At 51.3% G+C, this 25856-nt stretch carries 26 protein-coding genes and 5 tRNA genes; 11 read left to right on the forward strand and 20 right to left on the reverse strand.

What is annotated here, in order from left to right:
- Positions 1–175: 175 nt before the first annotated feature.
- On the reverse strand, positions 176–325 hold the full coding sequence (locus tag SK33_RS16005; RefSeq protein ID WP_003023026.1) for an AcrZ family multidrug efflux pump-associated protein: 150 nt from the start codon (positions 323–325) through the stop codon (positions 176–178).
- Positions 326–455: 130 nt separating this feature from the next.
- Here SK33_RS16005 and modE point away from each other — a divergent pair, with 130 nt between their 5' ends.
- The 7 genes from modE to gpmA all read left to right on the forward strand — a co-directional run bounded on the left by modE (position 456) and on the right by gpmA (position 8244).
- The gene (gene modE / locus SK33_RS16010; protein WP_003023018.1) at positions 456–1244 is read left to right on the forward strand and encodes a molybdenum-dependent transcriptional regulator; all 789 of its coding nucleotides are present in this window, start codon (positions 456–458) and stop codon (positions 1242–1244) included.
- Between the two features lie 67 nt (positions 1245–1311).
- Positions 1312–2784, forward strand: coding sequence for a molybdate ABC transporter ATP-binding protein ModF (modF, locus tag SK33_RS16015; RefSeq protein WP_048219286.1), 1473 nt, complete (start codon positions 1312–1314; stop codon positions 2782–2784).
- A gap of 216 nt (positions 2785–3000) precedes the next feature.
- Positions 3001–4017 carry a UDP-glucose 4-epimerase GalE gene (gene galE / locus SK33_RS16020; RefSeq protein ID WP_003023012.1) on the forward strand — a complete coding sequence of 339 codons (1017 nt, stop codon included), beginning with the start codon at positions 3001–3003 and terminating at the stop codon, positions 4015–4017.
- A 9-nt stretch (positions 4018–4026) separates the two neighbouring features.
- A complete protein-coding gene (gene galT, locus SK33_RS16025; RefSeq protein WP_048219290.1) occupies positions 4027–5073 on the forward strand; it encodes a galactose-1-phosphate uridylyltransferase in 1047 nt (348 codons plus the stop codon).
- 3 nt (positions 5074–5076) lie between these two features.
- On the forward strand, positions 5077–6225 hold the full coding sequence (galK, locus tag SK33_RS16030; protein WP_048219292.1) for a galactokinase: 1149 nt from the start codon (positions 5077–5079) through the stop codon (positions 6223–6225).
- Positions 6219–7259 (forward strand): galactose-1-epimerase, encoded by a 1041-nt coding sequence (gene galM, locus SK33_RS16035; RefSeq protein ID WP_048219294.1) that lies wholly within the window; start codon positions 6219–6221, stop codon positions 7257–7259. The genes galK and galM overlap by 7 nt, the downstream gene beginning before the upstream one ends.
- Positions 7260–7491: 232 nt before the next feature.
- Entirely contained in the window at positions 7492–8244 is a 753-nt protein-coding gene (gpmA, locus tag SK33_RS16040) for a 2,3-diphosphoglycerate-dependent phosphoglycerate mutase (RefSeq protein ID WP_003022999.1), read from the forward strand.
- A gap of 107 nt (positions 8245–8351) precedes the next feature.
- Here the strand turns inward: gpmA and aroG are convergent, their stop codons facing one another.
- Positions 8352–9404 carry a 3-deoxy-7-phosphoheptulonate synthase AroG gene (gene aroG / locus SK33_RS16045; RefSeq protein WP_003022997.1) on the reverse strand — a complete coding sequence of 351 codons (1053 nt, stop codon included), beginning with the start codon at positions 9402–9404 and terminating at the stop codon, positions 8352–8354.
- A gap of 317 nt (positions 9405–9721) precedes the next feature.
- Here aroG and SK33_RS16050 point away from each other — a divergent pair, with 317 nt between their 5' ends.
- Both SK33_RS16050 and zitB read left to right on the forward strand, forming a co-directional pair.
- Entirely contained in the window at positions 9722–10096 is a 375-nt protein-coding gene (locus tag SK33_RS16050) for a YbgS-like family protein (RefSeq protein WP_003022994.1), read from the forward strand.
- Positions 10097–10209: 113 nt separating this feature from the next.
- The gene (gene zitB, locus SK33_RS16055) at positions 10210–11151 is read left to right on the forward strand and encodes a CDF family zinc transporter ZitB (protein ID WP_003022992.1); all 942 of its coding nucleotides are present in this window, start codon (positions 10210–10212) and stop codon (positions 11149–11151) included.
- Here the strand turns inward: zitB and pnuC are convergent.
- The 18 genes from pnuC to cydA all read right to left on the reverse strand — a co-directional run bounded on the left by pnuC (position 11148) and on the right by cydA (position 22796).
- On the reverse strand, positions 11148–11867 hold the full coding sequence (pnuC, locus tag SK33_RS16060; RefSeq protein WP_048219295.1) for a nicotinamide riboside transporter PnuC: 720 nt from the start codon (positions 11865–11867) through the stop codon (positions 11148–11150). The two genes, zitB and pnuC, sit on opposite strands and share 4 nt — an antisense overlap.
- A gap of 26 nt (positions 11868–11893) precedes the next feature.
- Complete coding sequence (nadA, locus tag SK33_RS16065; protein ID WP_048219296.1) at positions 11894–12937, reverse strand: quinolinate synthase NadA; 1044 nt, start codon at positions 12935–12937, stop codon at positions 11894–11896.
- A 281-nt stretch (positions 12938–13218) separates the two neighbouring features.
- Positions 13219–13294 (reverse strand) — tRNA-Lys (locus SK33_RS16070).
- Positions 13295–13326: 32 nt separating this feature from the next.
- Positions 13327–13402 (reverse strand) — tRNA-Lys (locus SK33_RS16075).
- Between the two features lie 45 nt (positions 13403–13447).
- Positions 13448–13523, reverse strand: a tRNA-Lys gene (locus SK33_RS16080).
- A 3-nt stretch (positions 13524–13526) separates the two neighbouring features.
- A tRNA-Val gene (locus SK33_RS16085) sits at positions 13527–13602 on the reverse strand.
- A gap of 36 nt (positions 13603–13638) precedes the next feature.
- Positions 13639–13714 (reverse strand) — tRNA-Lys (locus SK33_RS16090).
- A gap of 165 nt (positions 13715–13879) precedes the next feature.
- Positions 13880–14671 carry a cell division protein CpoB gene (gene cpoB / locus SK33_RS16095; RefSeq protein ID WP_032948863.1) on the reverse strand — a complete coding sequence of 264 codons (792 nt, stop codon included), beginning with the start codon at positions 14669–14671 and terminating at the stop codon, positions 13880–13882.
- A gap of 9 nt (positions 14672–14680) precedes the next feature.
- Positions 14681–15199 (reverse strand): peptidoglycan-associated lipoprotein Pal, encoded by a 519-nt coding sequence (pal, locus tag SK33_RS16100; protein ID WP_003022983.1) that lies wholly within the window; start codon positions 15197–15199, stop codon positions 14681–14683.
- A gap of 34 nt (positions 15200–15233) precedes the next feature.
- A complete protein-coding gene (gene tolB / locus SK33_RS16105) occupies positions 15234–16526 on the reverse strand; it encodes a Tol-Pal system beta propeller repeat protein TolB (RefSeq protein ID WP_003022981.1) in 1293 nt (430 codons plus the stop codon).
- Between the two features lie 128 nt (positions 16527–16654).
- Positions 16655–17911, reverse strand: a complete 1257-nt coding sequence (gene tolA, locus SK33_RS16110; protein WP_003022980.1) for a cell envelope integrity protein TolA — start codon at positions 17909–17911, stop codon at positions 16655–16657.
- A gap of 64 nt (positions 17912–17975) precedes the next feature.
- Positions 17976–18404, reverse strand: a complete 429-nt coding sequence (gene tolR, locus SK33_RS16115; RefSeq protein ID WP_003022978.1) for a colicin uptake protein TolR — start codon at positions 18402–18404, stop codon at positions 17976–17978.
- 3 nt (positions 18405–18407) lie between these two features.
- A complete protein-coding gene (gene tolQ, locus SK33_RS16120) occupies positions 18408–19100 on the reverse strand; it encodes a Tol-Pal system protein TolQ (RefSeq protein WP_003022976.1) in 693 nt (230 codons plus the stop codon).
- On the reverse strand, positions 19097–19501 hold the full coding sequence (gene ybgC / locus SK33_RS16125; RefSeq protein WP_003835413.1) for a tol-pal system-associated acyl-CoA thioesterase: 405 nt from the start codon (positions 19499–19501) through the stop codon (positions 19097–19099). Before ybgC ends, tolQ begins: the two co-directional genes overlap by 4 nt.
- A 150-nt stretch (positions 19502–19651) precedes the next feature.
- On the reverse strand, positions 19652–19945 hold the full coding sequence (gene ybgE, locus SK33_RS16130; RefSeq protein ID WP_003022971.1) for a cyd operon protein YbgE: 294 nt from the start codon (positions 19943–19945) through the stop codon (positions 19652–19654).
- On the reverse strand, positions 19945–20058 hold the full coding sequence (gene cydX / locus SK33_RS16135) for a cytochrome bd-I oxidase subunit CydX (RefSeq protein WP_003022970.1): 114 nt from the start codon (positions 20056–20058) through the stop codon (positions 19945–19947). The genes ybgE and cydX overlap by 1 nt, the downstream gene beginning before the upstream one ends.
- A gap of 14 nt (positions 20059–20072) precedes the next feature.
- A complete protein-coding gene (gene cydB, locus SK33_RS16140) occupies positions 20073–21212 on the reverse strand; it encodes a cytochrome d ubiquinol oxidase subunit II (RefSeq protein ID WP_003022968.1) in 1140 nt (379 codons plus the stop codon).
- 15 nt (positions 21213–21227) lie between these two features.
- Positions 21228–22796, reverse strand: a complete 1569-nt coding sequence (gene cydA / locus SK33_RS16145) for a cytochrome ubiquinol oxidase subunit I (RefSeq protein ID WP_003022965.1) — start codon at positions 22794–22796, stop codon at positions 21228–21230.
- 1217 nt (positions 22797–24013) lie between these two features.
- Here cydA and glmS point away from each other — a divergent pair.
- Both glmS and glmL read left to right on the forward strand, forming a co-directional pair.
- The gene (gene glmS, locus SK33_RS16150) at positions 24014–24463 is read left to right on the forward strand and encodes a methylaspartate mutase subunit S (RefSeq protein WP_003022963.1); all 450 of its coding nucleotides are present in this window, start codon (positions 24014–24016) and stop codon (positions 24461–24463) included.
- Positions 24463–25851 (forward strand): methylaspartate mutase accessory protein GlmL, encoded by a 1389-nt coding sequence (gene glmL, locus SK33_RS16155; RefSeq protein ID WP_003835417.1) that lies wholly within the window; start codon positions 24463–24465, stop codon positions 25849–25851. Before glmS ends, glmL begins: the two co-directional genes overlap by 1 nt.
- Positions 25852–25856: the final 5 nt, after the last annotated feature.

The following is a 25856-nucleotide window of genomic DNA, read 5'->3' on the forward strand; positions in this document are numbered from 1 at the left end:
TGTAGGCGCAAATATAACGAGTAAACCAGGATTTTCCCAGTGGTTATTGATACCAATTAGAGGTTACACAAAGAAAATATCGGCAGGGAAAGCAGGATCTTGAGAAACTGTAGCGAGAGAAAACGAGTAGGAAGGCTAAAAATATAAACGCCCGACTGAGCGGGCGTTTGGGGAATCAATGATTCTGTCTGGACTGGTCTTTCTGACCGATACCGGAGAAAATGTTGAACACTTCACCCAGTCCGTAAATCAGACCCAGAATGATGGCCATTACCACAGGTACCATGATTACGGCGAATACCAGACTTTTCAATAACTCTAACATGGTCAACTCCAGATATAGTCCTTAGTTGTATTCTAACCACATAACGCAGAAAAGCACTCCCCTTTTGTGCGGTCAGCTTTGCTCAGGCACGGTTTTCCGTCACAATACCCTTTTTTGCCAGGAGCTTGTGATGCAGGCCGAAATCCTTCTTACGCTGAAACTTCAGCAAAAACTCTTTGCTGATCCCCGTCGCATTTCTCTGCTTAAGCACATTGCGCTTTCCGGTTCCATCAGTCAGGGCGCGAAGGATGCAGGTATCAGCTACAAAAGCGCCTGGGATGCGATTAACGAAATGAACCAGCTCAGCGAGCAGACGCTGGTTGAACGTGCCACAGGCGGTAAAGGCGGCGGTGGCGCGGTGTTAACGCGCTATGGCCAACGTTTAATCCAGTTATATGATTTACTGGCGCAAATCCAACAAAAAGCGTTTGATGTTTTGAGCGATGACGATGCGCTACCGCTCAACAGCCTGCTGGCAGCTATCTCGCGTTTTTCACTGCAAACCAGCGCCCGTAACCAGTGGTTTGGCACTATTACCGCTCGCGACCACGATCAGGTCCAGCAGCATGTTGACGTCCTGCTGGCCGATGGTGAAACGCGCCTGAAAGTGGCAATCACTGCGCAAAGCGGTGAGCGTCTGGGTCTTGAGGAAGGCAAAGAAGTACTGATTCTGCTGAAAGCGCCGTGGGTGGGAATCACTCAGGACGACGCCATCGCTCAGGCTGCCGATAACCAGTTGCAGGGCACGATTAGCCATATTGAACGCGGTGCGGAACAGTGTGAAGTGCTGATGACGTTGCCAGATGGCCAGACGCTCTGCGCGACGTTGCCGATAGATCAGACCCACACATTAACTGAAGGCGCTAACGTCACAGCATATTTTAATGCTGATAGAGTGATTATCGCCACGCTGTGCTGAGTTGATTGACATCAGCCCGAAGAACACGTATCCCTGTTATTCATCGCTGCAAATAATGGGATAAAAAATGTCATCGTTGCAAATTTCGCAAGGCATGTTTCGTCTTAGCGACACAAAAACGCTCCAGTTAGATGCGTTGACGTTAAACGCGGGTGATAGCTGGGCGTTTGTTGGCTCTAATGGTAGCGGGAAATCTGCGCTGGCCCGCGCGCTGGCAGGCGAGTTGCCGCTCCTGAAAGGCGAACGCCGCTGCCAGTTCACACGTATTACCCGACTCTCCTTTGAGCAGCTCCAAAAGCTGGTCAGCGACGAGTGGCAGCGGAACAACACCGATCTTCTTAGTCCCGGTGAAGACGACACAGGGCGCACCACCGCAGAAATCATTCAGGATGAGGTCAACGATCCCGCCCGCTGCGCTGCGCTGGCGCAGCAGTTTGGCATTTCAGTCCTACTCAACAGGCGTTTCAAATACCTTTCCACCGGTGAAACACGCAAAACTCTGCTCTGCCAGGCATTAATGTCCACGCCAGATTTGCTGATCCTTGATGAACCCTTTGACGGGCTGGACGTCGCGTCCCGCCGCCAGTTAGCAGAACTGCTCGATGAGCTGCACCAGGCCGGTTTAACGCTGGTACTGGTGCTTAATCGCTTTGATGAAATTCCCGAATTCGTGCAGTTTGCCGGCGTGCTTGCCGATTGCACACTGACGGAAACCGGCGCAAAAATCGACCTTCTGCAACAAGCATTAATCGCTCAGCTTGCCCATAGCGAGCGGCTGGAAGGCATCCAGTTACCCGAGCCGGATGAGCCTTCAGTACGCCACACATTGTCAGATAACGAGCCGCGCATTGTGCTTAAAGATGGCACTGTCTCGTATAACGATCGCCCTATCCTGCATCATCTGAGCTGGCGGGTAAATCCGGGGGAACACTGGCAAATCGTCGGCCCCAACGGTGCGGGGAAATCAACCCTGCTCAGTTTAATCACCGGCGATCATCCCCAGGGATATAGCAACGACCTGACCCTGTTTGGCCGACGCCGGGGCAGCGGTGAAACTATCTGGGATATCAAAAAACACATTGGCTATGTCAGCAGCAGCCTGCATCTGGATTACCGGGTAAGTACGACAGTTCGCAACGTTATTCTCTCCGGTTATTTCGATTCAATCGGCATTTATCAGGCTGTCTCCGACAGGCAGCACAAGCTGGTACAACAGTGGCTGGATATTCTTGGCATCAATAAACGTACCGCGGATGCGCCATTTCATAGTCTTTCCTGGGGACAGCAGCGGCTGGCCTTGATTGTTCGTGCTCTGGTGAAACATCCTACATTGCTGATCCTCGATGAACCCTTGCAAGGATTAGATCCGCTCAACCGCCAACTGATCCGTCGGTTTGTGGATGTCCTGATCGGTGAAGGCGAAACTCAGCTTTTGTTCGTCTCTCATCACGCCGAAGATGCCCCGGCCTGCATTACCCATCGGCTAGAGTTTGTACCCGAGGGCGATATCTACGGCTATCGACAAACCTCTCTGCGTTAATTTTCATGCCAGGGCGTTTATCACGCCCTTTTTTCTGTTTTTTTTCAGACAATCGCTGTAATAACAACCTAACATAATGATTTATAATAAAGTAACCAGCAGCATCGAGTGAAAATCTTGGAGTGTAAACGATTCCACTAATTTATTCCGTGTCACACTTTTCGCATCTTTGTTATGCTATGGTTATTGCATACCATAGGCTTAACGGAGCGAATTATGAGAGTATTGGTTACAGGTGGTAGCGGTTACATTGGAAGCCACACTTGCGTGCAGTTGCTGAAAAACGGTCACGAGGTGGTGATCCTGGATAATCTCTGCAACAGCAAGCGCAGCGTACTGCCCGTCATTGAGCGTTTAGGCGGCAAGCATCCGACCTTCGTGGAAGGAGACATCCGTAACGAAGCGCTGATAACCGAAATTCTGCACGATCATGCCATTGATACGGTCATCCATTTTGCCGGTTTAAAAGCCGTTGGAGAATCCGTTGCCAAGCCGCTGGAGTACTATGACAACAACGTCAACGGCACTCTGCGTCTGGTGAATGCAATGCGCGCAGCCAACGTGAAAAACTTCATTTTCAGCTCCTCCGCGACCGTCTATGGCGATCAGCCGCAAATTCCTTACGTTGAAAGCTTCCCCACCGGCACGCCACAAAGTCCGTACGGCAAAAGCAAGCTGATGGTGGAACAGATCCTGACCGATCTGCAAAAAGCTCAGCCCGACTGGAGCATTGCCCTGCTGCGCTACTTTAACCCAGTTGGCGCTCATCCGTCAGGAGATATGGGGGAAGATCCGCAAGGTATTCCAAACAACCTGATGCCTTACATCGCGCAGGTTGCGGTTGGCCGCCGCGAGTCTCTTGCCATATTTGGCAATGACTACCCTACTGAAGATGGCACCGGCGTACGCGACTACATCCATGTGATGGATCTCGCCGACGGCCACGTTGCCGCCATGGAAAAACTGGCAGGCATTCAGGGTGTGCATATTTATAACCTCGGTGCAGGCATCGGCAGCAGCGTGCTGGACGTGGTCCACGCCTTTAGCAAAGCCTGCGGTAAACCGGTGAATTACCATTTCGCCCCGCGCCGTGACGGCGATCTTCCGGCCTACTGGGCTGATGCCAGCAAAGCCGATCGCGAGCTCAACTGGCGCGTGACCCGCACATTGGATGAAATGGCGCAAGATACCTGGCACTGGCAGTCACGCCACCCACAGGGATATTCGGATTAAGGACCAATCATGACGCAATTCAATCCTGTCGATCATCCACACCGCCGTTTTAACCCGCTCACCGGGCAGTGGATCCTCGTATCACCGCATCGCGCCAAACGCCCGTGGCAAGGGGCGCAGGAAACTCCGTCTAAGCAGGTACTACCTGCACAAGACCCGGACTGCTTCCTGTGCGCTGGCAATACGCGCGTTACCGGCGACAAAAACCCGGATTACACCGGGACCTATGTCTTTACCAATGACTTTGCGGCGCTGATGTCCGATACCCCCGACGCGCCGGACAGTCACGATCCGTTGATGCGCTGCCAGAGCGCGCGCGGTACCAGCCGCGTGATTTGCTTCTCACCCGATCACAGCAAAACGTTGCCGGAACTCAGCGTCCCTGCACTGACAGAAATCGTAAAAACGTGGCAGGAGCAGACCGAAGACTTAGGGAAAATCTACCCCTGGGTGCAGGTATTTGAGAATAAAGGCGCAGCGATGGGGTGCTCGAACCCGCACCCACACGGACAAATTTGGGCCAACAGCTTTTTGCCTAACGAAGCCGAACGTGAAGATCGCCTGCAGAAAGCATACTTCGCCGAACAAGGCGCGCCAATGCTCGTTGATTACGTCCAGCGAGAACTGGCGGATGGCAGCCGTACGGTTGTTGAAACCGAGCACTGGCTGGCGGTTGTACCTTACTGGGCCGCGTGGCCGTTCGAAACGTTGCTGCTGCCGAAAGCGCATGTGCTGCGTATTACCGATTTGAGCGACGAACAGCGGGCTGACCTGGCGCTGGCGTTGAAAAAACTGACCAGTCGTTATGACAATCTGTTCCAGTGTTCATTCCCCTACTCCATGGGCTGGCACGGCGCACCGTTTAACGGTGAAGAAAACCAACACTGGCAGTTGCATGCACACTTTTATCCGCCGCTGCTGCGTTCCGCGACCGTGCGTAAATTTATGGTCGGATATGAAATGCTGGCAGAAACCCAGCGCGACCTGACGGCAGAACAAGCGGCTGAACGACTGCGTGCGGTCAGCGACATCCATTTTCGCGAATCCGGAGTTTAAATAATGAGTCTGAAAGAAAAAACACAATCTCTGTTTGCAGAAACATTTGGCTACCCTGCCACCCATACTATTCAGGCACCGGGTCGTGTAAACCTGATCGGCGAACATACCGATTATAACGACGGCTTCGTTCTGCCTTGCGCCATCGACTATCAAACCGTTATCAGTTGTGCGGCACGCGACGATCGAAAAGTCCGCGTGATCGCCGCTGATTACGACAATCAGGTTGATGAGTTCTCGCTTGATGCGCCGATTATCGCCCACGACAGCCAGCAGTGGTCAAACTACGTGCGTGGCGTAGTGAAACATCTGCAAAAGCGCAATAACGCCTTTGGCGGTGCTGATCTGGTGATCAGCGGTAACGTCCCACAGGGCGCGGGGTTAAGTTCTTCTGCCTCGCTGGAAGTCGCTGTGGGTACGGTATTCCAGCAGCTCTATCATCTGCCGCTCGACGGCGCGCAGATTGCCCTGAACGGTCAGGAAGCTGAAAACCAGTTTGTCGGCTGTAACTGCGGCATTATGGATCAGTTGATCTCGGCACTTGGTAAGAAAGATCATGCGCTACTGATCGACTGCCGAACGCTTGGCACCAAAGCAGTTTCTATGCCTGAGGGCGTAGCGGTGGTGATCATCAACAGTAACTTTAAACGTACGCTGGTCGGTAGCGAATACAACACCCGTCGCGAACAGTGTGAAACCGGCGCTCGTTTCTTCCAGCAGCCAGCGCTGCGTGATGTTAACCTTGAAGCGTTTAACGCCGTCGCCCACGAGCTGGATCCGATCGTCGCCAAACGAGTTCGCCACGTGATCACGGAAAATGCGCGTACCGTTGAAGCAGCACAGGCGCTGGAAAAAGGCGACCTGCTGCGTATGGGCCAACTGATGGCGGAATCTCACGCCTCAATGCGCGATGACTTTGAAATTACCGTGCCGCAAATTGATACGCTGGTTGAGATTGTCAAAGCGACCATTGGCGATAAAGGCGGTGTACGCATGACCGGCGGCGGCTTCGGCGGCTGTATCGTGGCGCTGATCCCGCAAGACTTGGTGCCTGCCGTACAGCAAGCTGTCGCTGAGCAGTACGAAGCAAAAACTGGAATTAAAGAAACATTCTACGTCTGCAAACCTTCTCAAGGAGCCGGACAATGTTAAACGAAATCCCCGTGCAGGCTCCGGACGGTCAGCCGTTTCGCCTGCTCACCCTGCGCAATGACGCAGGGATGGTGGTCACGCTGATGGACTGGGGCGCGACCCTACTCTCTGCGCGTATTCCGCTCAGCGATGATAGCGTGCGCGAAGCGTTACTCGGTTGCGCCAGCCCGGAACAATACCCGGAACAGGCTGCATTTCTGGGGGCTTCGATTGGTCGCTACGCGAACCGTATCGCCAACAGCCGTTATACCTTTGCTGGCGAAACCGTTGAATTAATACCAAGTCAGGGCGACAACCAGCTGCACGGCGGGCCGGACGGTTTTGACAAACGTCGCTGGCAGATAGTCAATCAAAATGACCGCCAGGTGCTGTTCGCCTTAACGTCTGACGATGGCGATCAGGGCTTCCCTGGCCATCTTTGCGCTACCGTGCAGTATCGCCTGACTGACGATAATCGTATTTCGATAACCTACCGCGCCACGGTCGATAAGCCCTGCCCGGTGAATCTGACGAATCACGTTTATTTCAACCTCGACGGTGACAAAACGGATGTGCGCCAACACAAGCTGCAAATCCTCGCCGACGAGTACTTGCCGGTTGATGAAATGGGCATCCCGCACGACGGACTGAAATCCGTCGCTGGTAGCACTTTCGATTTCCGTACGCCTAAGATCATCAGCAGTGAATTTCTTGCCGATGACGATCAGCGCAAGGTAAAAGGTTACGATCACGCCTTCCTGCTCCAGGCACAGGGCAATACGCATACGCCGGTCGCTCGACTGTGGTCCCAGGATGAAAAACTGCAGATGGAGGTCTACACCTCCGCCCCGGCATTACAGTTTTATTCCGGGAATTTCCTCGGCGGTACGCCATCCCGTGGTCCTGATGCCTACGCCGACTGGCAAGGTCTGGCGCTGGAAAGCGAGTTCCTGCCGGACAGCCCGAACCATCCGGAATGGCCGCAGCCAGACTGCTTCCTGCGTCCTGGCGAAGAGTACGCCAGCGTGACGGAATACCGGTTTATTCCAGCCTAATCGTTCCCCCTCCCAGGCCCGATGACGTAACGTATCGGGCCTGTTGCTTGTTTATCACAGTAGAACCGCTCAAATCCCCACCGTTCAAAGACAAAATCGCAACCTTGAGTTCACAAGAACCTTACACTGTGGCGCTATTTTCGCTATGGTTATGCGTAAGGATTGCCGCTGACGCATTACGGCAATATAATGAGAATTATTATCATTCAATATGATTTATAGGAGTGAGTGTATGGCTGTAACTAAGCTGGTTCTGGTACGTCACGGTGAAAGTCAGTGGAACAACGAGAACCGTTTTACCGGTTGGTATGACGTTGATCTGTCCGAGAAAGGTGTGGGCGAAGCAAAAGCGGCAGGTAAACTGCTGAAAGAGGAAGGCTACAGCTTCGATTTTGCTTATACCTCTGTGCTGAAACGTGCCATCCACACCCTGTGGAACGTACTGGACGAACTGGATCAGGCCTGGCTGCCGGTTGAGAAATCCTGGAAACTGAACGAACGTCATTACGGCGCGCTGCAGGGTCTGAACAAAGCTGAAACCGCTGAAAAATACGGTGACGAGCAGGTTAAACAATGGCGTCGCGGCTTTGCGGTAACGCCACCGGAACTGACCAAAGATGACGAGCGTTATCCGGGTCACGATCCGCGTTATGCGAAGCTGACCGACAAAGAGTTACCGGTTACCGAAAGCCTGGCGCTGACCATCGATCGCGTTATCCCCTACTGGAACGAAACCATTCTGCCGCGCATGAAAAGCGGTGAGCGTGTGATTATCGCCGCTCACGGTAACTCTCTGCGTGCGCTGGTTAAATACCTGGATAACATGGGCGAAGATGAGATCCTTGAACTGAACATTCCGACCGGCGTACCGCTGGTATATGAGTTCGACGAAAACTTCAAACCGATCAAACACTACTATCTGGGTAACGCTGACGAGATCGCAGCAAAAGCGGCAGCCGTTGCGAACCAGGGTAAAGCGAAGTAATTTTCATCCCGGGTCAAAAGAAAAAAGCGTGGAATGCTCCACGCTTTTTTATTGCCAGATAGTGGCGTTGCCTTATCCGGCCTACCGAGCGTAGCCCGGATGCGTTTTTACCCGCGGCGTGCTTTTACTGCTTCTGCCAGCTGGCGTAAGACCGCATCGGTGTCTTCCCAGCCAATACAGGCGTCGGTGATGCTCTTACCGTAGGTCAGCGGCTCGCCGCTATCCGGGTTCTGATTACCCTCGACCAGATGGCTTTCGATCATCACGCCAATAATCGCTTTTTCTCCACCAGCGACTTGTCCGCAAACGTCTTTCGCAACATCCATCTGCTTTTTGAACTGCTTGCAGGAGTTGGCATGGCTAAAGTCGATCATCACTTGTGCAGAGAGCCCTGCTTTGATCAGACCTTCTTTCACGTCGGCAACGTGCTGAGCGCTGTAGTTAGGTTCTTTGCCGCCGCGCAAAATAATATGGCAATCGCCGTTACCGCTGGTATTCACGATCGCTGAATGACCCCATTTGGTCACAGACAGGAAGCAGTGTGGCGCCCCTGCTGCGTTGATTGCATCAATCGCAACTTTGATCGTGCCATCGGTACCGTTTTTAAAACCAACCGGGCAAGACAGACCTGATGCCAGCTCGCGGTGTACTTGAGACTCAGTGGTACGAGCCCCAATCGCGCCCCAACTCATCAAGTCGGCGAGGTATTGCGGCGTGATCATATCGAGGAACTCACCCGCAGCCGGCAATCCGCTATCGTTGATATCCAGCAGCAATTTACGTGCAATGCGCAGCCCATCGTTGATTTGGAAGCTGTTGTCCATGTGCGGATCGTTGATAAGCCCTTTCCAGCCGACGGTGGTTCGCGGTTTTTCAAAATAGACGCGCATGACAATTTCAAGCTCGCCTTTTAACTCTTCGCGCAGCGCCAGCAGGCGGGCGGCGTACTCTTTAGCGGCTGCCGGATCATGAATAGAGCACGGCCCAATCACCACTAACAGGCGATCATCGCTCCCTTTCAGAATTTTATGAATCGCCTTACGGGCATGAGCCACCGTGTTTGCGGCATTTTCAGTAGCGGGGAATTTTTCCAGCAATGCGACTGGCGGTAATAACTCGTTGATCTCTTTAATGCGTAAATCGTCGTTCTGATAATTCATGATTATTCCAGCGTTGCCATACTTATATAAATGAATGCAATCCCTCCAATCTATATCTTCAGTCATAAAGTGTAAACGGGGTTTTACACTTTGGACGGATTAATCCTGGAATTGGCCAAAAAAACGCAATAAAGTAGCGAAAAACGAGATCCAACCTACAATTTATAACTGTAACAGCTTTAATTTTCATAAATTTCAAGATTCTATGCTGGGTTTGATTTCTCAGACAAAACTATTAACCACATATTAATGATGTAACTGGCACATGCACTGTTGGAAGACGTTATCCGACATATCGACCATAACAGGAGCATATTATGCATATGACAAAGCTGGCTTCACTCTTTCTTACCGCTACACTCAGCCTCGCCAGCGGCGCGGCGCTGGCTGCTGAAACTAATACGCAGTCCAATAACGGCCAGGCAAATTCCTCGGCGGATGCCGGTCAGGTCGCCCCAGACGCACGCGAAAACGTGGCACCAAATAACGTCGACAACAGTAACGTGAATTCGGGTGGCACAATGCTGCACCCGAACGGTTCATCAATGAACCATGAAGGGATGACCAAAGACGAGATGCACAAAAACACCATGTGTAAGGACGGTCGCTGCCCTGATGTGAATAAGAAGGTTGAGACCGGAAACGGCATTAATAATGATGCCGAGACAAAAACTGATGGCACTACGCAGTAACGCTGAAAATAAAGCTAATAACGGGAGAGCAATAGCTCTCCTTTTTAATTTTATCATCCCAAAAACGGTATGATGGCATACAGTAAAGATGAGAATAACAAAGGGATGGCATAATGGCGCACTCGCATACTCATAATTCCTCTGAGCAACCCAAGGACAATAATGCCCGCCGCTTGATGTTTGCATTCTGCATTACAGCCGGATTTATGTTGGTTGAAGTGGTAGGTGGAATACTTTCAGGTTCACTGGCCTTGTTGGCTGATGCCGGGCATATGCTCACTGATGCCGCAGCGCTCCTTTTCGCGCTGCTGGCCGTCCGGTTTTCCCATCGACCGCCCACAATACGACACACCTTCGGCTGGCTGAGGCTCACGACACTGGCCGCGTTTGTTAATGCCATCGCATTGGTCGTGATCACTATTTTAATCGTCTGGGAAGCCATTGAGCGTTTCCATACGCCCCGCCCCGTGGCAGGCGGCATGATGATGGTTATAGCTGTCGCGGGTTTACTCGCCAACGTGCTGGCTTTTTGGGTTCTACACCGCGGCAGTGAGGAGAAAAACCTGAACGTCCGCGCCGCGGCACTACATGTGATGGGCGATTTACTCGGCTCGGTCGGGGCGATCATCGCTGCGCTTATTATTATCTGGACGGGCTGGACGCCTGCGGACCCAATTCTCTCGATTCTGGTTTCCGTGCTGGTACTGCGCAGCGCCTGGCGACTGTTAAAGGATAGCGTTAACGAATTACTGGAAGGTGCCCCGCTGACGCTGGATATTGCCGCACTGCAGCGCCATCTCAGCCGGGATATCCCCGAAGTCCGCAATGTACACCATGTCCATGTCTGGATGGTGGGTGAAAAACCGGTAATGACGCTGCATGTGCAGGTGATCCCGCCGCACGATCATGATGCCCTGCTGGAACGTATTCAGCATTTCCTTATCCACCACTACCAGATTGAACACGCGACGATCCAGATGGAGTATCAGCCGTGCAATGGGCCGGACTGCCACCTGTACCAAGGCGTGTCCGGCCATTCACATCATCACCATTAATGGGACAGCGCGCGGGAACCCCGCTCACGCGCGCTGTTAATCCACATCCTGCTACCATTCAGGGCGATAACCGTCAGGATCATATACTCCAGCGACATGGCATATACGCCTTGTAGGGCGAAAATCGCTACGCTTATTACGTTAATGATCACCCACAGCAGCCAGTTTTCGACGTATTTGCGCGTCATCAGGATCATCGCCGCAATCGACAACACCATCATGCAGGAGTCCCAGAACGGGAATGCATCGGGTTGCAACTCAGGCACAACAACCTGTAATCCTAATGCCTGCATAATGTTCACCGCAATGCGGGTCAGGAATGCAAAGACCGGACCGATATAGACCGACATCAGACCGATCGCTACCAAGCAAGCCGCCAGCCAGCCGATCGCTTTTGGTAACGGCAGCCAGCGAATTTTCAGTTCCGCTTCATGCTGGTTAGTTTGCCTGGACCAGGCATACCAGCCGTAGATGTTGGCGGCAAAGAAGAAAACTTGCAGCAACAGGCTTGCATAGAGCTGGATCTGAAAGAAGATAATCGCAAACAGCGTGACGTTTATCAGGCCGAAGAAGTAATTGCTTATTTTCTCAAGGCTCGCCAGACCAATACACAGCAACCCGGCGATCGTCCCCACAGCTTCGATCCACGACAGATCGTAACCGCCAGCGCCGATCGGAATATGTACCAGAATGTTCTGCGTGCTAAAAAAGTCCATCTTTTCCCCCAGAGCAAAAAAATTAATTAAGCTCGAAGTGTAGCCGCAAATTCCAACATGCGGTTTAACGGCAACAACGCCCCTTCTCGCAGCGCAGCATCAACATGTATCTCATGAGCCGCTCCGCCTTGTTCCAGGCCCTCAGCAATCGCCTTGAGGCCGTTCATCGCCATCCAAGGACAATGCGCACAGCTGCGACAGGTTGCCCCCTCGCCAGCCGTCGGCGCTTCAAGCAATTCTTTATCCGGAACGGCCTGCTGCATTTTGTAAAAAATGCCCCGGTCAGTCGCCACAATCAGCTGTTGATGCGGTAACGATTTAGCTGCGTTGATTAACTGGCTGGTTGAGCCAACCGCATCGGCCATATCAACGATAGACTGAGGGGACTCCGGGTGCACCAACACCGCAGCATCAGGGTAAAGCCCCTTCATGCGTGTTAAAGCCTGAGTTTTAAATTCGTCGTGGACGATACAGGCCCCCTGCCAACAAAGAACGTCTGCACCGGTCTGTTTTTGCACGTAGTTGCCCAGATGTCTGTCCGGAGCCCAGATGATTTTTTCACCTAAACTATCAAGGTGCTCAATAAGTTCTACCGCGATACTGGACGTGACGACCCAGTCCGCACGTGCTTTAACGGCAGCGGAGGTATTGGCGTAAACCACCACAGTACGATCAGGATGCGCATCGCAAAACGCGCTGAAAGCATCAATCAGGCAACCCAGATCTAATGAACATTCCGCCTGTAAGGTCGGCATCAGGATGGTCTTTTCCGGGCTGAGGATTTTGGCGGTTTCCCCCATAAACCTCACTCCTGCAACCAACAGCGTAGAGGCAGAATGTTTTGAGCCGAACCGCGCCATCTCCAGAGAATCAGAAATACAGCCACCGGTCTCTTCGGCCAATTGCTGAATTTCAGGATCGGTGTAATAGTGCGCGACCATAACGGCATCACGCTCTTTCAACAGGCGCTTGATTTTTTCACGATAAAATTGCTTTTCATCCACACTCAGCGGGGCTGGCTTCGGCGGAAACGGATAAATTGCTGCTTCTGGATCAAACATCACGCTCATCTTGCTTTCTCGTTTTACTAGCTTAACGAAATAACCGATTAAAAGCGTGACGCACGCCGTATTCGGTTAGATTTGTTTTATATGCTAAACAAGATAGCGGATTGGCGTAAGAAAGTCACAATAATTGCGTGTGATGAATGCCGGATGGCGACTGACGTCTTATCCGGCCTACGTGAATAGTGTCATCTGTAGGACTGATAAGCGAAGCGCATCAGGCAAGCAGGTTCGAATCGTTGATTCTGCGCATAGCAAAAAAGCGCCTTTAGGGCGCTTTTTTACACTGGTGGGGCGTGCAGGATTCGAACCTGCGACCAATTGATTAAAAGTCAACTGCTCTACCAACTGAGCTAACGCCCCCTTATGGGGTTTACTTCTTTATACTTTCAGGATGGTGGGTCGTGCAGGATTCGAACCTGCGACCAATTGATTAAAAGTCAACTGCTCTACCAACTGAGCTAACGACCCGCTCGGGTATAACCTGAAAATTTTTACTCGGTACCACCAATAAATTGGTGGGGCGTGCAGGATTCGAACCTGCGACCAATTGATTAAAAGTCAACTGCTCTACCAACTGAGCTAACGCCCCGAGTGGTGGGTGATGACGGGATCGAACCGCCGACCCCCTCCTTGTAAGGGAGGTGCTCTCCCAGCTGAGCTAATCACCCGATACTACGCTGGATACTACTTACTAACTGAGTTAGTGGTGGGTCGTGCAGGATTCGAACCTGCGACCAATTGATTAAAAGTCAACTGCTCTACCAACTGAGCTAACGACCCACTTTTTTTGCCGCTTTCGGGCTGTTTGATATCCCTTGGCAACGGCGGCATATATTACTGATTTCAGATTTTAGCGCAACAAAAATTTCGATGTAAATAACTCAACTGCTTAGGAATCACACGACGCGACCAGAATTAACACGATTTCTGGTCGCATGGTGTTCATTACATCGCGCCAAGGCGTTTTTGCGCTTGTTTCGCGCCATCAGTGCCAGGGTATTTAGTGATAACCTGCTGATAAACGGCTTTAGCTTTTGCTGTGTCACCTTTGTCCTGCATGATGACGCCGACTTTATACATCGCGTCTGCAGCCTTTGGTGATTTCGGGAAGTTTTTAACTACTGAAGCAAAATAGAACGCTGCATCATCTTTTTTCCCCTTGTTGTAATTCAACTGACCCAGCCAGTAATTCGCATTTGGCAGGTAAGTCGAGTCTGGGTACTTTTTGATGAAGTTCTGAAATGCTTCAATCGCATCATCCTGGCGGGATTTATCCTGCACCAGAGCAATGGCCGCATTGTAATCAGTGTTCGCATCGCCAGTCTGCGCCGGGGCTCCTGACGCTGCCGCTGCGCCCGCACCAGGCGTAGGGGTTGCAGCTGCCCCACTCTGATCGCTACCTGCAGACTGCGCCGCAGGCGCACTACCGCTGCCAAGATTATTAATCTGCAACAATATTTGCTTCTGGCGTTCAACAACCTGGTTCAACTGATACTGATTTTCCTGAATTTGACCACGCAGGGAATCAATATCGGACTGATTATCGGAGAGTTGTTGCTGGAGTTGGGTTAAAAGCTGACTGTGAGCGTTAGAAATACGCTCGAGTTGAGTGACACGGTCTTCGACCGAGCCTGAGCCGACACTACTGATTGGCGCCTGAGCAAAAGCGGCCCAAGGGGCCGCTATGCCAACCAGTAACGACAGACTCAACAGATGATGTCTGAAGTTACTGCTCATGCAATTCTCTTAGTAAACCAGTACGGCGCGACGGTTTTTGGCGTAAGCCGCTTCGTCATGACCCAGTACTGCAGGTTTTTCTTTACCGTAAGAAACGATGGAGATCTGGTCAGCAGAAACGCCTTTACCCTGCAGGTACATCTTAACGGCGTTCGCACGACGCTCACCCAGGGAGATGTTGTACTCAGGAGTACCACGTTCGTCCGCATGACCTTCTACGGTGACTTTGTAAGACGGGTTGCTACGCAGGAAGTTAGCGTGAGCATCCAGCATTGCAGCGAAGTCAGAACGGATATCGTACTTGTCCAGATCGAAGTAAACGATGTTGTTCTGCTGCAGCTGTTGCATCTGAAGACGCGCTTGCTCTTCAGAAGACATGTTGCCGCTGCCGTTTGCATCCATACCAGTGCCGGCACCCAGCATGCCTTCGCTGCCGTCATTGCTGGCGTTCTTGTTAGAAGAACACGCTGCAATAGCCATAACAGGCAGAGCAATCATCAGCCCTTTCAGCACTTTGTTCAGTTGCATTTCAATGATTCCTTTATTAATCAATTATTTATTATCACAGATACGGCGACCAGGCAGGGAATTTAACCTGTCCATCAGTTGCCGGAAGACGCGCTTTGAAACGCCCATCTGTAGAAACCAAATTCAGCACGGATCCCATCCCCTGAGAAGAGCTGTAGATTACCATAGTGCCGTTAGGTGCCAGACTTGGCGTTTCGTCCAGGAACGTTGACGACAGAACTTGTACGCCACCCGCTACCAGATCTTGTTTGGCAATGTGCTGCTGACCGTTGGCCGAACTTACCATTACCATAAATTTACCGTCGCTGCTCACATCCGCATCCTGGTTTTGCGAACCTTCCCAGGTAATACGCTGCGGAGCACCGCCGTTGACGTTAACTTTATATACCTGCGGACGACCGGCCTGGTCAGATGTAAAGGCCAGGTTTTGGCTGTCCGGGAACCAGGTCGGTTCCGTATTGTTGCTACGACCATCCGTCACCTGACGGATCTGACCGGAACCAATGTCCATGACATACAGGTTCAGGCTACCGGTTTTAGACAGGGCAAACGCCAGTTTGCTGCCATCCGGAGAAAACGCAGGCGCACCGTTGTGACGTGGGAACGACGCTACCTGACGAACCGCGCCATTAGACAACGTCTGAATAACCAGTGCAGAACGACCACTCTCGAAGGTTACGTACGCCAGTTTTGATCCGTCCGGAGACCACGCCGGAGACATCAGCGGCTGCGGAGAACGGTGTACCACGAACTGGTTGTAACCATCGTAGTCGGACACACGTAATTCGTACGGGAACTGACCACCGTTGGTCTGAACAACATAAGCGATACGGGTACGGAATGCACCTTTAATGCCGGTCAGTTTTTCAAACACTTCGTCACTTGCAGTATGCCCCGCGTAACGCAGCCACTGCTTGTTCACTTTATAAGTGTTCTGTGCCAGTACGGTACCCGGTGCGCCACCGGTGTCAACCAGCTGATAGGCAACGCTGTAAGAACCATCCGGGTTCGGCGTAACCTGGCCGACGACTACGGCATCAATGCCCAGCGCAGACCAAGCGGCAGGTTGAACTTCCTGCGCAGTACCAGGCTGCTGAGGCAGACGAGAACGGTCTAACGGGTTAAATTTACCGCTGTTACGCAGGTCAGCACCTACGATACCACCGATATCTTCAGGTGCAGCACCCGGTCCTGCCCACTGGAACGGAACGACGCCAATCGGGCGCGCCGAGTCCACCCCCTGGGTGATCTCGATACGTACTTCTGCGTGCAGCACCGCTGCCCACAGCATCAGAAAACCAAATGCTACTCGTAATGCCTGCTTCATCATATCTCCCTTATCTGGACGGAAAGCCCACGATAATTTAGCAGAATGTTAACAAACTCAAATACACAAAACTACCACAACTCAGTATCAACCTTAGACCGTTTCCCCTGATTTCTCAGGGGTCGTTATTACAGTTTGAAGTCCAGTTTGGCATCTTTTACTTTTTCATAAACTGCCTGGCTAGGCGGTTTAGGAATTCTGGCGGTTTTCGCAGCCGTCAGCGCAGCCTGACACAATGCTGGATCCCCACCCTCTTCGGTCACATCCAGTAACAGACCATCGGGTGCTAACTTGATATGTAATACGCAAGATTTACCTGCATACAAATCTGCACCATACAGACGGCTCTGGATCGCATTACGAATTTGAGATGCGTAAGCACTGATATCAGCACCAGATGCACCGCCATTGGCACCACTTGTACCACTATCTTTCGCCGGTTGGCCGTTTCCTTTCGCTCCACCGCCCGATTTCGGTGCATTCTTACCGGAGCTCAGGTCACCCAACAAGTCGTCAACGCCAGAGGCTGCAGCGGCTTTTTCGGCCGCAGCCTTTTTAGCAGCAGCTGCTTTATCTGCCGCAGCTTTCTTATCGGCAGCGGCTTTCTCGGCTGCAGCTTTTTTGTCTGCTGCTGCTTTTTCCGCTGCGGCTTTCTTATCAGCCGCCGCTTTTTCAGCAGCGGCCGCTTTCGCGGCGGCGGCTTTTTCTGCTTTCTCAGCGGCAGCTTTCTCGGCTGCTGCTTGCTTAGCGGCTTCAGCCTGTGCTTTCTTCGCAGCGTCCGCGGCAGCTTTAGCAGCTTGTGCTTCGGCAACTTTCTTCGCATCAGCAGCGGCTTTAGCAGCTTCCGCCTCAGCTTTTTTCTGTGCGTCCGCAGCGGCTTTCTTCGCGGCATCTGCCGCTTGTTTCGCCTGTGCATCAGCTTTAGCCTTCGCGTCTGCAGCAGCCTTCGCCGCAGCTTCTTCAGCCTGTTTCTGTTGCTCTTGCGCTTTCGCGGCGGCGGCTTCAGCTTGCTTCTGCTGTTCCGCCTGTTCGCGCACTTTTTCCTGCGCGGCTAAGCGTTCTTTTTCCAGCTGCTTCAGTCGCTCTTGCTCAGCTGCCTGTTTCTCGCGAAGTTCTTCAGCTTGCTGCTGCGCCTGCTTTTCACGCTGCTCTTCAGCACGTTTCGCGCTTGCCTGCTGTTGCTGCTGCCTGTCGTACTGTTGCACAACGGCTCCAGGATCGACCATAACGGCGTCGATGGACGAACCGCCACCGCCGCCGGCTGAAGCATCAATGTGCTCATCGAACGAACTCCAGATCAGCGCTGCAAATAAAATGACATGCAGCACCGCTGAAATAATTATCGCCCTTTTGAGCTTGTCGTTTTGTTCGGTTGCCTTTGACACTCTCGGTTCCCAAAAAACTGTTCGCCTGTTACGTGCTATCTTTCAAGCCAGCAAAACGCCGTCATCAGATTGGCTGCGTCATCAAGCCAACCGATTTTACGCCTGCACTGTGTAACAAGTTCAGCGCTTTAATTATTTCATCATAAGGCACGTCTTTCGCACCACCGATTAAAAAGACCGTTTTCGGATTGGTCTGCAGGCGACTTTTCGCTTCCGCGATAACCTGCTCCGGCGGCAGTTGATCCATACGATCTTTCTCAACCACCACGCTGTATTGCCCAATACCGGAAACTTCAATAATGACCGGGGGTTCGTCGTTACTGCTGACGGCTTGCGATTCGGTCGCATCCGGCAGGTCGACTTCCACACTCTGCGTAATGATCGGTGCGGTTGCCATAAAGATCAGCAACAGCACCAGCAGTACGTCGAGCAGCGGTACAATATTGATTTCGGACTTGAGTTCGCGACGACCTCGTCCACGCGTTCTGGCCATGGCTTACCCCTTGTTGCTCTCGCTAACGGTAAACGCCTGGCGGTGCAGAATCGCGGTGAACTCTTCCATAAAGTTGTCGTAATTCAGTTCCAGTTTGTTCACGCGCTGGTTCAGACGGTTGTAGGCCATAACCGCCGGGATTGCCGCAAACAGACCGATAGCCGTTGCAATCAACGCTTCCGCGATACCCGGTGCAACCATTTGCAGTGTCGCCTGTTTTACCGCGCCCAGCGCGATAAATGCGTGCATGATCCCCCAAACGGTACCGAACAGACCGATATACGGGCTGATGGAGCCAACGGTTCCGAGGAATGGAATATGCGTTTCCAGCGTTTCCAGCTCACGGTTCATCGAGATACGCATCGCACGGGAAGCCCCCTCAACGACCGCTTCCGGCGCGTGGCTATTTGCCCGATGCAAACGGGCAAATTCTTTGAACCCGCTGTAGAAAATTTGTTCTGAGCCAGCCAAATTATCACGACGCCCCTGGCTTTCCTGGTACAGGCGCGACAATTCAATGCCGGACCAGAACTTGTCTTCAAATGCTTCGGCTTCACGTGAAGCAGCATTAAGAATACGGGTCCGCTGGATAATAATGGCCCAGGATGCGATTGAGAAACCAATCAAAATCAACATGATAAGTTTAACCAGAAGGCTTGCCTTCAGGAACAAATCAAGGATATTCATGTCAGTCACTGCTTAAACTCCGCGACAATAGACTTGGGAAGCGCACGAGGCTTCATTTTGAGTGGATCAACGCAAACAATCAGAACTTCGGCTTCATTCAGCACGGTGTTCTCTGCGTTGACAATGCGTTGCGTGAAAACCAAAGAGGTGCCACGCATTGACGTAATTTCGGTTTGAACTTCGAGCATATCGTCGAGCCGGGCAGGCGCAAAATACTCGAGGGTCATCTTGCGCACCACAAAGGCTACACGTTCAGCCAACAGGACCTGCTGACTGAAGTGATGATGACGCAGCATCTCTGTGCGCGCTCTTTCATAAAAAGCGACGTAGCTGGCGTGGTAAACCACCCCACCGGCATCGGTATCTTCATAGTAGACACGAACCGGCCATCGAAACAGCGTTGTATTCACTTTACATCCCGGTAATGCAACAAAAGGTTAGTGCTTTCAAACTTCGCTACTATACGCGCGGGAATGGTGCTTTGGAATGGGGGAAAGTAAACAGAGAGTAAAAAATTATGGGCTTATGCAAGCCCATAAATATTTAAGGATGTTTCTTATTCAAAAGAAGAAGAAAAACAGACCAACAACGAGGACGATATCCGCGATCAGCGGGCAGAAGATACCCTGCCAGTGTACGGCACGAGGACGAAAGCCAACGCCGTGAATGATGCCTGCGCAGACCGCCCACATCAGCAGAAAACCATGCCAGATTTCAAGCTCACTGGTTTTGGCCGCGAAACGTGACGGATCCCAGAATATGCAGCCGGCCAATACGATTGCCAGCACAAATGAAAGCGCCCGCAAGGGGCGCTTGTCCATCGCGTTGTATAACATCGCGATAATGTTGGTCATTAGCTATCTTCTTGTCCGGCTTTGCCTGATTCAACGTGCTCAAGCGCCAGCGCTGTGATTATCCCAAATGCACAGGCAAGAAGCGTTCCCAAAATCCATGCGAAATACCACATTTTAAGCTCCTTACTTAGTACAGAGAGTGGGTGTTGCTTTCAATATCTTCTTTAGTGATGCGACCAAACATCTTCCAGTAACACCAGCCGGTGTACAGCAGAATGATCGGTACGAACACACAAGCTACATACGTCATCAGATTCAGCGTCAGCTGGCTGGACGTTGCATCCCACATGGTCAAACTTGCGTTCATCATGGTGCTGGATGGCATCACAAACGGGAACATTGCGATACCGGCAGTCAGGATGATGCATGCTAACGTCAGTGAAGAGAAGACGAATGCCCAGGCCCCTTTCTCCATACGAGAAGTCAGAATGGTCAACAGCGGCAGAACCACGCCCAGTGCAGGAACCAGCCACAGGATAGGTGCATTGTTAAAGTTCACCATCCATGCGCCAGCCACGCGAGCCACTTCTTTGGTCAGCGGGTTGGAGGCGGCATGATGATCCAGGGCTGAGGTCACAACATAACCGTCAATACCGTAAATCACCCATACACCGGCCAGCGCGAAGCAGACCAGAGTCACCAGCGCCGCAACCTGTGAAGTTGCACGAGCACGCAGATGCAGTTCACCTACCGTACGCATCTGCAGATAGGTCGCACCCTGGGTGATGATCATCCCAACGCTCACGACACCAGCCAGCAGACCAAACGGATTCAGCAACTGGAAGAAGTTACCGGTGTAGTACAAACGCATGTAGTCATCTACGTGGAACGGAACCCCTTGCAGCAGGTTGCCGAACGCCACGCCAATCACCAGCGGTGGCACGAAGCTACCAATGAAGATGCCCCAGTCCCACATGTTGCGCCAGCGCATGTCTTCAATCTTGGAGCGGTAATCAAAACCGACCGGACGGAAGAACAAAGACGCCAGTACCAGGATCATCGCCACATAGAAACCGGAGAACGCAGCGGCATACACCATCGGCCAGGCAGCGAACAGTGCGCCACCCGCGGTGATAAGCCAAACCTGGTTACCGTCCCAGTGCGGGGCGATGGAGTTAATCATAATTCGACGCTCGGTATCATTACGACCGAGGAAACGGGTGAGCATGCCCACCCCCATGTCGAAGCCATCAGTGACCGCGAAACCAATCAGCAGAATGCCAACCAGCAGCCACCAGATAAAACGCAATACTTCATAATCGATCATTTGACGACTCCTGTCTTAGCGTGCCGGCTGAGAAGTCACAGTGGACTGCTCGTAGTGATAACGACCGGTTTTCAGGCTACTCGGCCCAAGGCGTGCGAACTTGAACATCAGATACAGTTCAGCCACCAGGAACAGGGTATACAGGCCGCAAATCAACAGCATCGAGAAGATGAGGTCGCCAGCAGTCAGCGAAGAGTTCGCTACGGCTGTTGGTAACACTTCACCAATCGCCCACGGTTGACGACCGTACTCTGCGACAAACCAACCGGATTCAATAGCAATCCACGGCAGAGGAATCGCGTACAGCGCAGTGCGCAGCAGCCATTTTTTCTCACCGATACGGTTACGAAGCACAGTCCAGAAGGACACCGCGATAATTGCCAGCATCAGAATGCCGCATGCCACCATGATACGGAAAGCGAAGTACAGCGGCGCAACGCGAGGGATAGAATCTTTCGTTGCCTGCTGAATTTGCGCTTCGGTCGCGTCGGTGACGTTATCCGTATAGCGTTTCAGCAGCAGACCATAACCCAGGTCTTTCTTCATGCTGTTGAACTGGTCGCGAACGGCCTGGTCGGTAGTACCAGCACGCAGTTCTTCCAGCAATTGATACGCTTTCATCCCGTTACGGATACGCTCTTCGTGCTGCACCATCAGGTCTTTCAGACCAATGACCGGTGTATCAACAGAGCGGGTGGCGATGATGCCCAGCGCATAAGGAATTTGAATCGCAAAATGGTTTTCCTGCGCATCCTGGTCCGGAATACCGAACAGCGTAAAGGAAGCCGGTGCAGGCTGAGTTTCCCATTCTGCTTCAATCGCTGCGAGTTTGGTTTTCTGCACGTCGCCCATTTCGTAACCAGATTCATCACCCAGAACGATAACAGACAGAATGGCAGCCATACCAAAGCTGGCAGCGATGGCAAAAGAACGTTTAGCAAACGCGAAGTCACGACCGCGCAGCATATAGTAGGAGCTGATACCCAGAACGAACATCGCGCCGCATACATAACCAGATGCCACAGTGTGAACAAATTTCACCTGTGCTACCGGGTTGAGCACCAGTTCAGAGAAGCTCAGCATCTCCATACGCATGGTTTCGAAGTTGAAATCCGCTGCGATTGGGTTCTGCATCCAGCCGTTCGCAACCAGAATCCACAGCGCGGACAGGTTAGAACCCAGGGCCACCAGCCAGGTGACACACATATGCTGGACTTTACCCAAACGGTCCCAGCCGAAGAAGAACAGACCTACAAAGGTGGATTCGAGGAAGAAGGCCATCAAACCTTCGATCGCCAGCGGCGCACCGAAAATATCCCCTACATAGTGGGAGTAGTAAGACCAGTTAGTCCCGAACTGGAACTCCATGGTCAGACCGGTAGCCACACCCAGAGCGAAGTTGATACCAAACAACTTGCCCCAGAACTTGGTCATATCTTTATAAATCTGTTTGCCGGAAAGGACGTAGACCGTTTCCATAATGGCCAGCAAGAACGCCATACCGAGCGTCAGTGGCACAAACAGGAAGTGGTACATCGCGGTCAAGGCAAACTGTAAGCGCGACAGTTCGACTATATCTAACATCATGACTCCTTGCTCATCGCATGAAGACTCCGAGAGTGAACCCCGTTAGAAAGGGTCACACGCATGCCCCAATACAAATTTATCTGCTTCCTTACGCCGCTACTCTTTCTTCTCTTGTGAAGAAAGGACAATGGAGAAAGGTTACAAACATGTTAATAAAACACTCAAATTGATCCCGCAATTATATTACGCCGTAAAATCCTTACAATAAACAGGTTTTTATCGAGACAAATTTGCATTTTTCGATAGTGATCAATTTATAGCTAATTTACCACTTTCAGACCAATTTGATCTGCAGCAATTTAACCTCTTTTGATGCTGTTTTCCAAGTTTTAAACATTGATTTAAATCAATTTTCAAATTTAATGTTAATAGTGTTTAACACTCGCATGACTAGTGAATGCGATGTTAACAACATGTTTTTCAATGAGTAATTGCCGTTACTACAAATGATAGGATATTTATTTAAATGTACACGATCTTTTAACCAGCCCGGCTGACAAAATTGATAGCAGATAAAGAATCACTAATGCTAGGTAGCTCACAGTTTTTTGTTTAGCAAGTCATGGACTTGTTATTTCATACAAATTATTCATTTAAATTTTACTTATAATTAACACCGAGATGTAACTATCTCAGCTGGAAGAGAAAACGTTCCACATTGACCGATGCATTGCGTTTGGTGTTCTGCGAGAGAACGCTGGAGTTTCGCTTAAATCATCACTGAAAGTTATCTTTAACGCCCACTCTGCACTTATGTGGCAAAGATTAAATATGCCACAAACATTTCATTATCATTTTTATCCTAAAATTAACAAAAATGAATTGTGACATATAAGATTAAAAAATAAAAAACCGTTACGTCGTTCACAAGTTAATTAGTAATTGTGATTTTTGAAATTATTAAAAACACGACATAAATGGCGCGCATAACAAAATAAGATTTCGATCACAAACATGGCAAGTAATTTATTACTCAATTTCCTAATAAATTAAAGCCGGCCAAGAAAAAATGATATATCTCGCTGATTATAAAAGATTTTTATAGCGACTAAATATAACAATCATTTTTCTCAGGATATTTTGAAAATAGATCAATTGCTTCCTTTTTCGCTTCCACAGAAACTCCAACCCTATTAAGAGGTTGTCACAATCCATGTTCTAAATATTAGAAAATAATTTCACTTATTGACCATCAGCCCTACAGAGGATTACCCATGAAGAAATCTACACTTGTTATTGGCGTCATCGGTGCTGACTGCCATGCAGTAGGTAATAAAGTTCTGGATCGCGTTTTTACCGCTCATGATTTTCACGTAATCAACCTCGGGGTGATGGTGAGCCAGGATGAATATATTGATGCTGCGATTGAAACAGGCGCCGATGCCATCGTGGTGTCCTCTATCTACGGTCATGGCGACATTGATTGTCTCGGATTACGTGAGCGCTGCATCGAACGCGGCCTTGGCGACATTCTGCTGTACGTCGGCGGCAACCTGGTCGTCGGTAAACATGACTTCGCCGATGTGGAAGTGAAGTTTAAAGAGATGGGCTTTAACCGGGTCTTCGCCCCCAGTCACGATCTGGAAGATGTTTGCGCGCTTATCACTAATGATATTCACCAACACAATGGCCTCGAACAGCGTTGCCTGGAAGAGGCCATCTGATGCAAACAGTTTCTGTCGATATCGGCTCGACATGGACCAAGGCAGCCCTCTTCGCCCATGAAGGCGAGGATTTAACCCTGATAAACCATGTCCTGACCCCAACCACCACACATCATCTGGCAGACGGTTTTTTTGCCAGCCTGAATCAGGTGCTGAATGTTGCCGATGCTCGCCCGTTACTGAAAAGTGGTGAAGTGCAGTTGAAATACTCCTCCTCAGCGAAAGGTGGGCTTGCCGTTGCAGCAATGGGGCTGGTGCCTTCCATTACGCTGGAATCGGCAAAAGTTACCGCCCATTCGGCAGGAGCGAAAATCGCGCAATATTATTCGTACAAGCTGAACCGTCATGACATCCAGGAGCTGGAGTCATCCCCTCCAGATATTCTGCTGTTTACCGGCGGTACAGATGGTGGCGAAGAAAGTTACGGCCTGGCGAATGCGCATGCGCTGGCAGGCTCAAAGCTTGATTGCGCCATTATCTACGCCGGAAACCGGGACATTCAGGACGAAATACAAACGATTCTGGGACATAAGGATTTGACCACGGTAGACAACATTCTGCCTGACCTCGATCACCCGAATCCGTTTGCCGCACGCCAGGCGATTTGTGATGTGTTCTTGTCACGCATTGTCAAAGGCAAAGGTCTGGACGTCATTGTTGGCGAAACAGGCGAAGAGCCAATGCCGACGCCATGGACGGTCTATGAGTTAGTGAAAGCCATTAGCGATTACGACAGCGCATGGAAGGAATTCATGCTGATTGATATGGGCGGAGCCACCACGGATGTCTATTCGGCCAGCGCGAATACCCTCTCCCCCGATACCGTCCTGCATGGTGTTCCTGAACCGTTCGTCAAACGTACCGTAGAAGGCGACCTGGGCATGCGCGTTTCCGCCGTCGTGGTGGGAGAAAGCACGCAGGATATGGTGAAAGTCATCTTCGCCCAACAACCGCAGCGTGAGGAAGCGTTTTATCGCTACCTGCGCCATCTGGTAGGGCAACCGGATTACCTGCCACTCAGTGAGGAAGAGAAATATTACGACACCCTGCTGGCAGGTTTATGCGTGGGCTATGCCGCTGAGCGCCACGCGGGCACTAAAAAGCAGGTTTGCACCTGCGTGGGTAACGTGGATTTACAGATGGGTCGCGATCTCACCACCGTACGCAAAGTCGTCGGTTCAGGGGGATGGCTCTCTCGCGCCAGCCAGTTCGATATCCATAACTGGCTCAAATACCGGGAGCTGGACGACCAGGGGAAAAGAATTCTGTTACCGAATCAGTTTGAGTATTACCGCGATTCAAATGGCCTGCTCCCGCTTCTGGCAAACGTCGCCAGGCTGTACCCGCAAGCCGCTGCTCGCACCAGCATTCAGTGTTTAACCCTATAAAACTT

Source organism: Citrobacter sp. MGH103 (assembly GCF_001034475.2).
Lineage (GTDB): Bacteria > Pseudomonadota > Gammaproteobacteria > Enterobacterales > Enterobacteriaceae > Citrobacter > Citrobacter freundii.